The organism is Pseudomonas sp. R76 (assembly GCF_009834565.1).
Taxonomy (GTDB): Bacteria; Pseudomonadota; Gammaproteobacteria; order Pseudomonadales; family Pseudomonadaceae; genus Aquipseudomonas.
This window is the reverse complement of sequence record NZ_CP019428.1, coordinates 4,597,996-4,611,281: the sequence shown is the minus strand read 5'-3', so window position 1 is coordinate 4,611,281 and position 13,286 is coordinate 4,597,996. Positions and strand designations below refer to the sequence as shown.

The 13,286-nt window shown below is 56.6% G+C and carries 10 protein-coding genes; 4 read left to right on the top strand and 6 right to left on the bottom strand.

What is annotated here, in order from left to right:
* Positions 1-42: 42 nt before the first annotated feature.
* The 3 genes from PspR76_RS20675 to PspR76_RS20665 all read right to left on the bottom strand — a co-directional run bounded on the left by PspR76_RS20675 (position 43) and on the right by PspR76_RS20665 (position 2,560).
* Positions 43-1,293 (bottom strand): hypothetical protein, encoded by a 1,251-nt coding sequence (locus tag PspR76_RS20675; protein ID WP_159958270.1) that lies wholly within the window; start codon positions 1,291-1,293, stop codon positions 43-45.
* A gap of 115 nt (positions 1,294-1,408) precedes the next feature.
* On the bottom strand, positions 1,409-1,759 hold the full coding sequence (locus PspR76_RS20670) for a hypothetical protein (protein ID WP_159958268.1): 351 nt from the start codon (positions 1,757-1,759) through the stop codon (positions 1,409-1,411).
* Positions 1,760-1,933: 174 nt separating this feature from the next.
* Positions 1,934-2,560 (bottom strand): LysE family translocator, encoded by a 627-nt coding sequence (locus PspR76_RS20665; protein ID WP_159958266.1) that lies wholly within the window; start codon positions 2,558-2,560, stop codon positions 1,934-1,936.
* A 152-nt stretch (positions 2,561-2,712) separates the two neighbouring features.
* Here PspR76_RS20665 and PspR76_RS20660 point away from each other — a divergent pair, with 152 nt between their 5' ends.
* On the top strand, positions 2,713-8,424 hold the full coding sequence (locus PspR76_RS20660) for a membrane-targeted effector domain-containing toxin (protein ID WP_159958264.1): 5,712 nt from the start codon (positions 2,713-2,715) through the stop codon (positions 8,422-8,424).
* 146 nt (positions 8,425-8,570) lie between these two features.
* Entirely contained in the window at positions 8,571-9,311 is a 741-nt protein-coding gene (locus PspR76_RS20655; RefSeq protein WP_159958262.1) for a BPL-N domain-containing protein, read from the top strand.
* 165 nt (positions 9,312-9,476) lie between these two features.
* Here the strand turns inward: PspR76_RS20655 and PspR76_RS20650 are convergent, their stop codons facing one another.
* Together PspR76_RS20650 and PspR76_RS20645 are read right to left on the bottom strand one after the other, a co-directional pair.
* Positions 9,477-10,424 (bottom strand): retron St85 family RNA-directed DNA polymerase, encoded by a 948-nt coding sequence (locus PspR76_RS20650; RefSeq protein WP_159958260.1) that lies wholly within the window; start codon positions 10,422-10,424, stop codon positions 9,477-9,479.
* A complete protein-coding gene (locus PspR76_RS20645; protein ID WP_159958258.1) occupies positions 10,424-11,368 on the bottom strand; it encodes a retron St85 family effector protein in 945 nt (314 codons plus the stop codon). Before PspR76_RS20645 ends, PspR76_RS20650 begins: the two co-directional genes overlap by 1 nt.
* Positions 11,369-11,755: 387 nt before the next feature.
* On the opposite strand from PspR76_RS20645, the gene PspR76_RS20640 reads away from it, so the two are divergent.
* Entirely contained in the window at positions 11,756-11,989 is a 234-nt protein-coding gene (locus PspR76_RS20640; protein ID WP_159958256.1) for a hypothetical protein, read from the top strand.
* A gap of 3 nt (positions 11,990-11,992) precedes the next feature.
* Here PspR76_RS20640 and PspR76_RS20635 read toward each other — a convergent pair whose 3' ends face one another.
* Positions 11,993-12,232: a DUF6124 family protein gene (locus PspR76_RS20635; RefSeq protein WP_159958254.1), complete on the bottom strand. Its 240-nt coding sequence runs from the start codon at positions 12,230-12,232 to the stop codon at positions 11,993-11,995.
* Positions 12,233-12,665: 433 nt separating this feature from the next.
* Here PspR76_RS20635 and PspR76_RS20630 point away from each other — a divergent pair, with 433 nt between their 5' ends.
* Complete coding sequence (locus PspR76_RS20630) at positions 12,666-13,235, top strand: nucleotidyltransferase family protein (RefSeq protein WP_159958252.1); 570 nt, start codon at positions 12,666-12,668, stop codon at positions 13,233-13,235.
* Positions 13,236-13,286 lie beyond the last annotated feature (51 nt).

Below are 13,286 nucleotides of genomic sequence, written 5' to 3'. Positions count from 1 at the left end.
TCAGATGTTCGCAAAGCGCGTCAGCGAAAACGCCAACAGGTCCTAGCGCACCACGTCCAGCGCCGTAATTTCATTCACATAATGGGTTTCGCTCGACGTCGACTCCAGCGTCAGCGCCACGCCCAGGTCCTCGATAAACACGCGTGAGGTCTTGTAGTCGCCCTGGTCGCACGCCAGTTTGATGGCGTCGCCGGTCAAGGAGGCAAACACCTGGCGTGCCGGGATGCGTTCACCGACCTTGCAGGTTAAGGTGGTTTCGTAGGGTTTGTCGGTTGGCCGGGCCGGCACGTTTACCATGTGCAGGCGGGTGCTCAGGGTCTGGCCGGGTGCCCAGCTGGTCGGCAGGTTCAGTTCGACGTCGCGGGTTTGCAGGACGCGCCCGTCGCCCACGCCATTCATTTTCGATTTCAACTGAATCAGGTCGGCTTGTGTCAGGCGATCAACGTTGAAGGTATTGCCGTAGGCTTCGTTTTTCACCAGCAAGCCACCCTCGGCCTTGAAGGTGACCGAGGTTGGAAGGTCTTTGCTGCCATCGCCTTTCTTGGACAGGTAGCTGTAGTTCAACGTCTTGAACTTCGGTTGCAGCAAGGGTGAGTCGAGGCGCTGGCGTACGTTGGCCGGTACCTCGACCTCGGTGAAGCTGGTTTCGATCTGGGTGCGCGGGTAGTCGACCGGCGCGATGTCCGGACGCAACTGCGCCAGCAGCCCGGCATTCACGCCGCCCTGTACCGAGCAGCTGACGCGCGATTGCGTGCCTGACTTGCCTTCCGGCTCCACAATCAACACGCGTTCAACCTGGCGGGTGCCCGGCGCCTTGCCCGGTTGGGGTTTGATCGACTGCCAGCCGTTACCGACCTTGAGCTCGCTGCGGGTGTATTCCTTGTCGCCTTTTTGCAGTGCGCCGCGTTGTTCCAGCAGCGGCGCGAGGCGCTGGGCAACCTCGTCGACGCCGCCGTCCACCACGAAGCCCCAGTAATAGTAGAGCCCCAGTGGGCCGAGGTCGGTGACTTCATCGGCGTACGACAACAGCTTCAACCCTGCGATGGGCGGCGCGCTGACCGGCACCTGGCTGGCCTTGCGGTCTGTGCGGTTTCTGACCGCGATCCAGGTGAAGTTCTTTTCTTGCTGGAGCGGCGCATAGGCCTGCCAGGCATCGCGGTGAGTGTTCAGACTGCTGAAGAAGCTCGCGTCGCAGCGGGTGAAGGCTTTGAGTGTGTCGGTCAGCGCAGCGTCGTCAGCATGGGCCAGGGTCGGCAGCACGGCAGCAGCCAGGAGCAGGGCGGGCAACTTCATTACGGGGGATGTCCTTATCGAAGAAAGGCGAGGCGGCATTATTCAGTAGTTACGCGGTGGCTTCCAGGCAAACACTGCACATCCACGCAGGGAGCTGGCTGGACTTGAAGTGGCATCAGCCTAATCGCCGTCGCCAATCGCCGCCATGCTGGGCGGTGCAGTCTTGCTCAGAGTCGAAGCGCACGCAGCGATCCATATTTACCGGCGCCACTTCGGCGTCCTGCAACGCAGCGGCAGTCAGCTCACGCATACGCTGGTCGGCGCCGGTTGCCAGGGCGTGGTCCTTGTTGGCACGGGTATCAAACACCCAGGTCACCCGCAGGCTTTGAGGAAAGGCGGCGTAGTCGACGGTGTGGGTCAGCCAATCGAAGCCTGGGATTTCTGCCTTAGCGGTTTCGCAAGCGTTGGTGAGGGCTGTGACCAGGCGACGCTCGAGTCGGGCGCTGTCGCGTTTGGTGAATGACATTGGAGGTTCCCTGGCGTGTAAACGCCGCAGATTAACAGGCTGCACCCACGTATTCGAACCTTTCTACCCCACCAAACCCATCGACCAAACCCTTTGCGGTGGACGTGTTGGGCGGGCGGGTCAGGGAGTTACTCCGTAGTGAGAATCGGGGCCCTGGCCCTGTCATCGCGCTGACTAACGCTGCTGGAAGGCGACTTTCACGCCCAGCCCCATAAACAGCGTGCCGATGATTTTGCCTTCCCACCTACGCAATCTCGAAAGCCCTTTGAGCCCTCGGCTCAACGACCGGATAGCGATGGCCAGCAAACTGGTATACACCGCACTCAACCCCGAAAAGATCAAGCCCAGCACCGCGAACTGAACCAGCGATGAGCCGGATTGCGGGTGGACGAATTGCGGCAGGAAGGCCAGGAAAAAGATCGCGGTTTTCGGGTTCAGCGCCTCTGCCCCCACTGCCTGGAAAAACGCCTGGCGCGGTGTGACGGCGGGCAACGCAAGCCGTGTGTGGGTGCCGGTTTTAGCCATGAACGCCCGCACGCCCAGGTAAATCAGATACGCCGCGCCCACCCACTTCACCGCGTTAAACGCCGCTGCCGAGGTCATCAGGATCGCCGACAAACCCAATGCCGCGCAGAGCGTGTGGATCAGATCGCCGGTCGCCACGCCCAGGCCGGTGGCGATGCCGACCTTGCGTCCGCCCTGCACGGTGCGGGTAAGCACCAGCAACACCGAGGGGCCAGGGATCAGGAACAGACCGATCACCACAGCGACGTAGGTGACGAGGGCGGAGAGTTCAAACATGGCGGGCGGTCTCGAAACAGGGCTCGGCGTACAGTAATCCCCATGTGCGGTTTGAATGCAATGCCATTGCGGTGGCTTGAATAATTACCGCCGACGCACCCGGGCCGCGCCTCAAGCTGAGGGTTCATTTCATCAGCATGAGGACAGTGCCAATGAGCACGCCGAGTACCCTTCAAGACTTACCGACGTTTCAGGACATTCGCACACATTTACTTGAGATCGCCCCTGATCTGCGCGCCCAAACCCAGCTTCCCGTGGTATTGCCAGCCGAACTTGTCACGCTGGAAACGCTGAACAGCACCCTGATCGAGGCCAACCAGCGGTTTGTGAACCAGTCACGGGCGTTGTTCAGCGCCTTGACTCAGGCAGACCTCACCCAGGATTCCGGCAAGGCGCTGCTGACCACGCTCAAGGACGAGCTGAATACCCAGCTGCAAAACCTGGACGAAACCAGCACCGTGGGCGGCCAGGGTCGCAAAAGCTATATCACCTTGGCGGCCGGCGTTGGCGCGCTGGAGCAACAGGCCAGGCTGGATGTGCGTGATTACCTGCTGTCTGCCGACGAACAACGCATGATTGAAGACTGCGCCAAAGGCCCGACCTTCAGGCCGGGCATGTACTCGCTCAATTTCAGTTACCAGGGCCAGACCGTGGCGTTTGCGGGGGCCTTCGTGCTCACGCGCAAAGCCACGCCCCGCGTGGATAATCTGACGTCGGGTGAGGATCTGGGCCAGGTGCTGTTGTTTACCCCCAATCGAGGCCTGGAAGCCTTTGAATCGTTGGCCGAGCTCGATCAGGGCCTCAAGACACTGCTGGCGCTGCCTGCGGGTCGCGAAGAGTTCAGCGGCCATTTGCCGGTGCGTTACCAGGCGCTGGAGGTCGCCGGTATCTGGCCCCTGCAATTGCTGCCGATTGAAGGCAAACCCCTGTTCGAGCACACCTACAACGCGCTGCTCGACAAGCGCCGCCAGGACATCGACCACGCCTTGAGCCTGGTCGACAACCCGCTGCACGATGCACGGTTGCTGCAGTCGGCACTCGAAAACGCGGTGAATGCGGCGCTCCCGGACTTGTCCTTGCGCCTGGCTTTCAGGCAGCAACAGTTGCTGGAACGCAGCCTGTACAACAGCTTGCCGGATTGGTATCGCAACGCTGACTCGACCCGTCAGGCCACCCTGAGTGGTTTGATCCACACCTACAACCAGGCCCGCGAGAGCTTTGTCGATCTGTTGGGGCCGGCCGCTTCGCCCCAAGCCTTGGCGAGTTACCAGGTGACCGAGTACCTGGACGAAGTGCTGGAACTGTACGACCTGGACCCGCAACTGCTGGAGATCGTCACGCAAAACCACGTGCCCAACGTCGGCACCTATACGCGCAAGCGCAACCTGACGCAGTTGACCTATTCGGGGTTGCACACCGGCGATGAGCTGCCCGGCTCGTACTTTCTGACCCGCACCACCGTGCGCTATGCGGGCGAGGCGCTGCGAGGTCGGCATGCCGAGCTGAATGCGCAGGGCCTGGTGGATATGCTTCACTCGTCGGGCCTGCAACCGCGCCTGGATTTTGCCGCGTTGCAAAAAGAAGTGCAGGGCTGGCCTGAACTCAAGCAGGCTGCCCGTGACCTGTTCGATCATCGCCTGGTGTTGCTCGCCTATGTTGCCAGGTTGCTAGGTGACTTGACCGAGACCGGCTATCAGCGGTTCGAAGACCTGCGCGCGGGCACAAACCAGCACCTGCACGCGCAGACCGTGATGCTGCATGGCGCGCAGCTCAAAGACCTGTGGTTATTACGTGAGAACGATGCCGACGGCCACACCCTGCGCTTGCTGTTGTGCACCCCCGAAAGCCCGCGCGAGCAGCCGTTTATTGCATTCACCAGCGAGCGCGAATGCCAGGCGCACATCGTGGGCTGGGCGGATGACAACACCCGATACAGTGGCCGGAGCATGAGCGACTACCTGCTGGAGCAATGCCCGCTGCGTTTTCGTCCGAAAATGCGCACGTTCCTCGCCGGGCTGAGCTTCAGGCCCGATGTTCTGGAACATGAGGAGGTGACGTTCGGCCCTTTGTGCTCCCACGCGGCGTGCCTGGACGCCATGGTGGCGCATTCGCAAAGCGTGGCGGTGGACGACTACGAATACACCACGCCGTTGTGGTATCGCTCTGCCTCGGCGGCGGATCGCACTCGGCTGACCAGCCTTGTCGATGACGCGGCGGGCGCCCTGCGCACGTATAAATTTGATCGGGATTTGCATTCAGCCATCACGCCTTTCAACGACTTTGTGCACCAGAAGGCCAAGCTCAGCCTGAACACACTGCTGGGCCGTAGCCAGAATGATATCGACCCGGACACGGTGTATGTGTCGGCGCCTTGGCCACTGTTGGGCGGCATGCCGGCGCCCATCACCTATACCCAGCTGTACCGAGACGGCTATCAGGATAACGTCGGCTTTATCGACCCCAAGTTCTCCACCTCAGCCACCTTCAGCGGGCCGAGCGGGGTTGACCTGAGCCGCCTGACGCCGCAGAACGTTGCGCGCTCGGTGACCGGTGTGTGGATCGGCCAGGCCTACATCGATGAAGTTCGCGCCAAGCTGCAGAGCGCAACCAGCCCTGGTTACTCCAAACGGCGCGACGTCACCTTGGTGATCAACCAGTTGCAGATGAAACACGCGGCGTTGGAATGCTGCCTGCGCGGGCATATCGCCCAAGTCGATCTGGCGTGGCTGGAGCGCGCTATCGACAGCCTTGGTGATACGACGGTGGCGACCCGTAACACCTACAAGGTCCATCGGCTGATGCTGGATGGCGAATGGGTCATCGGCAATTACCTGTTCAGCCATGCGGACAACCCTGTGCTGCTGTACAGCCCCGATGCACCCGATGGCATCGCCATGCGTGAGGCGAAGCTGTTCAACCACTGGCTGAAAAAAGTCGATGGTGTGTCGGAGTATCTGCTTGCCAGGGTGGCGGTCAAAGCCAAGACCCGGATCGCGAGCTTCCTGGAGGCTGCCCGCAAGGGCTTGCCCGAGACGATTGATCGTACAACCCCAAGCCCCGCACGCCATGACCCGATCGCCCATGTTCCGCCCGTGGCCGACCTGCGCCATGAGCTCTACAACATGGTATTGCAGCGCAAAATAGATGACGTGGCGGCCACCACGGTCAACCGAACCGACATGATCATGGGCATTGTCTGGACCTGCGTTGAGCTGGTCACCGCCATCGCCACCATTCCTTTTCCGGTGTTGAGCCTGGGCCTGGGCGGCCTGCTCGCCTTCAAGGACGCCATGCTTGCCATTAATGCCTACCACCAAGGCGACACGGGTGGGGCCTTGCAACACTTCATCGGCTACATGGCCAATGTGGGCGGTGCTGCAGTGTTCGACTTCCGCCCCGCGCTGAAAGGCCCGCTTAACACGCTGTCGATCAGAACGGTGACTAAAACGGCAGAACAGGCCCAGTTGCTCAAAGCACCGGCCTTGAGTATTCCTGGCGATATGCAACCCGTGCTGTTCGACGGCGGTGAGTTTTGGGTAAAGACCACGGCGGATGCCATGGGCCGTCATGTGTTGTATCGCTATGACGGGCTGACCGGGCACATGCGTTCAACCTCGCGTCTGGTCAATCAACAGGTCGACGGCCGCTGGGTACGTTCAGGCGTCGTGGGTGGAGGGCGCAAGCAGTACCAGGTACTTCAGGAAGAGGTTGAACAGACCCTGGCCGGCTACGAGATACCCGCCGAGCAAGGCAGAAACTTCAGAGTGGCACTCGATACGGGTTTTTGGCGCAAGAGCCCGGACGAAGTGATTGCCCAGGCATCACAAAGTGCGGCCTATGATCAGTTGGGTCCGCTACGTAAAAGCTATGCCAACCAGGTCAAACAGCTGGTCGAGGATACCGAGGCGTTCTTCAAGTCGCCGCCCGCACGCCCGGACCGTTCAGGTTTGCCGGCGTTGGCGGCGGAGTCAAGCGGTGCCACCGTGCTCGCCAGCCTGTTTGCACTCAAAAAGGGGCTGATCATCGGTGCAGCCAACGCCAGCGTCGCCAGCAAGCAGTTACTGATCGAAAATATGCAGGCGTTGGCTGCGCAAGGGCTCAAGCGTGTGTACATCGAAAACCTGCCGGCGGATGTTTTTCGCACCAAGCTTAAAATTATCAATAAGCAGGCCAAGGGCAATACCGAGCACGCCTTGAAACGTGTCGAAGAACACTTGGCGCGGGTCGACAAGGCCCTGGGCTGGGAGGCGGACGCTCCGTTTACCTACCGCAAGCTGATGCTTGAGGCGCACAAGCACAATGTTGCGATCGAAGGCGTGGACGCTTCAAGTTCCTACCACATGGAACACGTGCTGGAACTCTCCGAAGCGGAGCGGTTTGTGCCGCGCAGCAGTAAGCTGCGAAACTTCTACTCGCACAAAAAGCTCGCGACAAAAGACCCCGATGAAGGCTGGATTGCCCTGGTTGATCACAACCGTATCGGCAGTGTTGATGAGGTGCCGGGCCTGGCTGATTTGCAGAATGTCATCGCGCTGCGCGTGGATGAAGTGGCGGCGGGCCAGGCAGCGAGTGTGCTCCCCGATACTTCTGCCGCCGCAATGGCCCGAGGGGATTACAGGCTGACACTGGCCTCGACGGCGCAAGCGTTACCGGCAGCCGGCCCTTCAACGGCGGTGCAGGTGCCTGCTTCAGTGTCTCATTACAGTGCGTTTGATCTGCCCGCGACGTTTAAGCGCGAACTGGAAGAGATGCTGTATAGCAAACGCGCCTTTGATACGAGCTATGGCCCTGGCGCTGGAAGCCCGTTCACCGCAGCGTTCGGTGCTTTCCGCAACACGCGTGATCGACTGGAGAAGGCTGCCAAAGAGGTGTTTGCCGCTTACACGCCACCGGCACGACCCGACTTCACCGACCTTGCAACGGCCACCGATGAACAGGCGTTTATCAAGCAAGTGTATGAGCATAAGTGGGGATTTATCGTTGCCGAAGCTCATGAACATCAGTCCAGCAAAGCATTTCTGATCAAGTACATGGCGTATTTGAAGGAGCAGGGCGTCAAGACGCTGTATGTGGAACACCTGCTCACCGATCTGCATCAGGCAGAGCTGGAGCAGTTTTATAAATCGGCGAATATGCCCGCAAACCTCAAGCGTTATCTGACCGCGCAAGACCGCGGCCATATGCCGGGTTATTCAGGCCTCAACACCTATACCAATGTGATCAACGCCGCGAATAAATACGGGATTCGGGTACGTGCGCTCGATTGCACTGCCAGTTATCACGCCAAAGGTATGTCTGCGTTGAACGGCCGCGAGACCTTGTTCAGCTATTTCGCCAATGAGGTGATCAAGGCCGACCAGGCGGCAGTGGGGCCGCATAAATGGGTAGCGCTGATGGGGAATGCCCACGCTGATATGTTCAACGGTGTTCCGGGCGTCGCGCAATTGCAGGATGCAGTCAGCCTGACGGTGCGCGATGTCGCCCCCGGCAACGCACGCGCCCTGCACCGCAGTACATGGGAAATCATCGATCAAGGCATAGGCGCGCGAGGCGATATGGCGGTGCGCACTGATTTTAAAGTGGAAGTCGGCACTGTCGGCTTACGTCAACCCGGCCCTACCGTTCTGCCGGATCGCACACGGCTTAGAAACATCGGCGACTTCCTGATTGAGCATCCTTCAACGACCCAGGCCAACCTGGTTCACCACTCCCGTGACAGCGAAATTATTACCACGCCAATTCAAATTGACGACAAAGGGCAGTTTTTTATTGAGCGTTGGCCGCAGTTGAAAGACAAGCGTTACTTAATGTTGAACCACTTGATTGAGGCGCTCAGGACAGAAGTGCACTTGACCGCCGTTTAAGCCACGTCGGCCCTGCACGTTGTGGGTGCAGGGCTTTCGAGCAGGCGGTCGTAGACGATTTACAACTGTTAACAGTTTCAGCGCGGCTTTCGATATAGGCTTCGGATGGCAACTCCGGATCAGCCCTGTTTGATGAGCCAACCACTATGAACCTGTCCGTTATTGCCCCCGTGTTTCTTGCGTTTGCCATGCTGCAAGCATCATTCGCGCACGCCGCCACGCCCATCACCCATGTGGCGATCTACCGAGGCCCGGCCGGCTGTAATGACTGTTCCGAGAACGTGAAAAAGGCCTTGCAGCGCCTGAGCCCGGCTTATCAGATCGACTTTGTCGGTGCGGATGAACCGGTCGACATCACCCCGCAAAACCTCGCGCGCTATGACCTCTATGTGCAACCGGGCGGCGGCCAGGATATTCCTGCTGCACTCGCAAGCCTTGGGGATGCACGCGCTGAGGCCATTCGTGAGTATGTCGCCAAGGGCGGGCGCTATTTGGGCCTGTGCATGGGGGCGTATCTTGCCGATGACAGCAACCTTGGCTTGATCCCGCAGGACCTGGACTCCGAAGCCGGCCGGCCGGGCTTTGAGGTGTCGGGCATTGACGATGCGGCAGTGCGGGTGGTGTGGGATGGGCAGCCGGAGAGCGTGTTTTACCAGGATGGCCCTTACTTTCCCAAGGCTGACGGGGCGTCGCCTTATACCGCCATCGCCACCTACCGAAACGGGGATGTGGCAGCCGCGCGCTACACCTATGAGAAAGGCGTGGTGGTGCTGAGCGGGCCGCATCCGGAAGCGGGGCGGGAGTGGTTTGAGAATGCGGGGATTGCGCTGAGCGAAATGCCGCGAGGGGAGCTTTTTGGGGTGTTGGTGCGCAGTGTTGAAGAATAGGCTTGCCTATCAAGTAGGCTATTCACCACTTCCGCTAGGCGGTTAGTGAGGGGCCGTGTTCGGATCCTCAGAAATTTTATATCCGCTACATAAATAAGAAGAAGTGAATTGTGGAAAGATGATTAAGGGCAAACGGGGTGTCACAAAATATATTGCTGTAGGGATCTATTTTTTTATTCGTCCGCGCATTATCTCAGATATTGCAGGGCTGCCATATTTCCCCCGCATTCGAGCGACGAACAGGGGTTCCGCATCTTGAGCAAATCCTAAAAGGCCTTGCAGTATAGGAATGTCTTTGTGGTCTAGTTTTTTTAGAAGATAGTGGTGAATCATTACGCTAATCAATCGCTTCTTCTCTCGCCCTAGAGATACTAGGCCATCATTGGAAACGACGAGTCCAGTTATTCGGCGTTGATGCTTTTTTGAAAGGTGTATTGTCTTTTTTTCATTAAGTATCAGGTGTGGGTATTTTATATTTTTTAGAGTGTGTGTTAAGAATTTTTCAACTAAAGAGGTCACTCCTCTTTCATTGCTTGAGAAGGTCATGTCGTCGGCATAGCGTGTATATATTATGTCTCTTTCGTTGCACCAGGTCTGAATTGCTATATCAAAATAGTAAAGTATTGAATTCGAGAGGATGGGCGAGCTGGGTGCTCCAATGCTTAGGCATAAAATTCCAGTGAGGCTGTTTCTAATGCAACAAGTTCGAGCGATGTCTAAAATGCTTTGCTCAGATATTTTTCCGATAAAAACGTGTCTAAGGTGCGCCGCGACATCTTTTTCGGTGATTGATCCAAAAAAATTACTAAAGTCGAATTTTGAGATGAATTGATTTTGCCGATGCAGTTGAGCATTTTTCTTTATGCTTGACCCAAGTTTATAAGCAACAGCGCACTCGTGCACGGGTAGGTCACAGAACAAAGCCTCCATCAAGAGGCGTTGTATTACTTTCGTCTCTTTCGCAGGTTGAGCTATTGAGCGGCTCCCCCCATCCTTTTTTTTAATCTCATACTTTTTATATGTATGCGGAGCACGTGCTATTAACCTAGCGACGTCATGGGATGGTATAGCTAATGTTTCTGAAACGTGCTTTCGGAAATCATAGATGTCCATTAATGTCCACCTAACTTGGCTTTGTGGATGGCTCTATTTCGGTTGCGTTCGCTGCTGCTTTCTTTATAGTGCTCTAAACATTCTATTCTGGAACGCAGAAAATCAACCGCGCCATCAGTTCTGGTGGCTAGTCGCAGTCTATGAAAAGTGTCATCTCGCGATGCAAAGAAAATCGAATCGCTGTAGCTGATTTTTTCTATTAGTCCGAATTGTTCTAAGAGAAAAAGTCGCCTGCGTAGTGCATCTCGATGGACTTCTCGGCCGAAATTTTTTAGCGACTCAAGTAATTCGCTTTCTTTTAAAGCAACAAATATTTTTATGAGTTCGTAAATTAATGTCATTAGGTGTACATCATTTTGAATATTGAATGCTTGGGTTTTTTTTAGACCTTCAAGTTCAATTTGGATGTCTTCAATAACGTCGTTCACCAAGTCTGGCAAGATTTCTAAAGGGTACTTGATTTGCCATGGGTAGACTTTAACGCTTGTTTCGTGCTCTTCTTTTATGTAGCGTAATATCCCGAGATTTATAAAGGATTTATCTTGGGAGAGATCCTCTGCGACAATGACGATAAGCTTTTTTCTCAGGTCGGGAAGTTGGGAGAAGGCGCCTAGTTCAGCGATGGAGCCTTCACTCTCGACCACTATAGCAACAAGTGAGCAAATACTTGCTAGATCAGACTCGAAGTCCATAAGGTTCCTAAAAACACCGTCGTCCTGCCAAGACTTGATTTCTTCAGGTCTGAAAATGTAAGGAGGATTAACGAGATTTATGACTCGACGCGTAATGGCGTCGCGCAGTGACTTGACGGGTGGGTCTAGTGCGTCTGGATGAAGTTTCTCTGGGACGAAGCCACCACAGAGAAGCACTATTGGCTTCCGCGAGTAAAAAATCTTACTGGTTTCCAATTTGATCTCAGCAAGAATTTTTTGTCGCGGATCCATGCGAAAGGAGTGCTCTTTACCAAGAATCAGCCGCAGACAAGATCTGCGGACCGGAGGGAGCTTGCGAGTGTAGGTCCGCAGATCTTGTCTGCGGAATAAAACCAAGCAATGATTTTGAGTCTGGCGAAACGCCCGACTAAGCCTTAAGACAGCGTCTGCTATCAAGCTTTGAACGCGTAAAGAACGGGGACTTTTTATACCGAAACTCAATATTCGTCAAGGGCGACAATGACGTTGTTTTAACAGATCTCTTCAGGTCCTAGGATGGTTCGTGGTCACTCGGTGATACTGAAATCTACATTTGGCGAAAGCTGACCTTTTCTCTCAGTGTCGGTCTACCATGCCCCAGCAGTGTTCCTACCGATCTTCCTCTTTTCAGGTATCAAAATGACTATCGACCAAATCTCCCTGCCCAAAGGCGTAGGCCCGCACGCCGTCAAGCTGCTTGACGCCATCACCGGCGCCGCCACCCATGAAGAACTCAATCGCGCTGGCGGAAAGGCAGAAGGTTTCGTGCTTGGCCTGGAAGCCACCAAAGCCATCAAAAGCCAGATCGCCGAGTCGCTGTATGTGGCTTACGACGACGCGGCGAGCAATCGCGCGTTTGAGCTCAAAGGCTAATCATCAGCCAGGGCAGGGCGCTTCACGGTCGAGGAGTTTGGCCGTGAGCAGCACGCCCAGCTCGCTCAGTTGGTGGATCGCCAGTGCAATGTCGCGGTGTTTGCCGCGCAGATCTTCGGCCAGGTCGAGCAAGAGTGTGCTGACTGAGGCGAAGGTTTCGTAGCTGTTGGTGATCAGGGTTTCGGTGCTGGCGTCGGGGACGACGGTGAAGAGGGTGGTTGAATCTGGTTTGACGTTAGCCATTGTTAAGTTCCTTGCTTGGGCTACAACCTCATCGCTACTAAACGAAAAGGCGGTAGCTGTACGCAGGTTAGTAGACCGGTGGAACCTAACAAAACCGGCGCGCCCGAGAGCGCCCTACGCACAGCCACCATCAAGCACAGACCCGAAAGCCTGACAGATGAAGCTTATGCACTTGTTAGGTTAAACCGTGGGCTACTAAACCCGATCACTGAGATATTCAGCGACCGTGCAACCTTAGAGACGGCCACCTCAGCACACAAGCCGGCGGATTCTGACGTAAGCGTAGGCAATGGAGCAAGGCGCTGCGGTCCATTCCCCTGTGGCAAGGTGGTGGCTGGAAAGCTGGGTTTGCCGGTGTAACAGCAGCCGGTTTACACCGCGTTCAGTTAGCCTATCCTTAACCCGGTTCACGTCCGATCACCCAGGATTAAACATGACATTGACCGTCAAAACCCTGCTCGAACTGGCCATGGCCAATCCCATCAACGCCGAAATCACTGCGCGCTTGCCCGATCTCGGCGTGGAGCAGTGCATGCTCACGGCGGGCTGTCTGTTCCAGGCGGTGTGGAACCATCAGTCGAACCTTCCCGCCGCCCATGGGGTTAAGGACTACGACGTTTTTTACTTCGACACAGACCTGTCCTACGAGGCGGAGGACGCAGTCATCCGCGCGGCCGATCAGTTATTTCAAGACTTGGGCGTCAACGTCGAGGTCAAGAATCAAGCGCGGGTTCACCTCTGGTACGGCGAGCGCTTCGGCCGGCCTTACCCACAATTGCATACGGCTAAACAAGGTGTTGATCGTTACCTGGTGGCGGGCACGTGCATCGGGCTGGAGATTGCAACGGGCGAGGTGTACGCGCCATACGGGTTGGCGGATGTGGAGCAGGGCGTACTGCGGATCAATCCTTATCACCCTGAACCCGAGCTGTTTGCGGCCAAGGCCAGGAGTTATCAAGCGCGCTGGCCGTGGCTGAAGATCGTGGCGCCTGATCATTTGTGAACTTTTACCCGTTCTACAGGCGTCCTATCTTGAAATAAACCTGACAGTGGA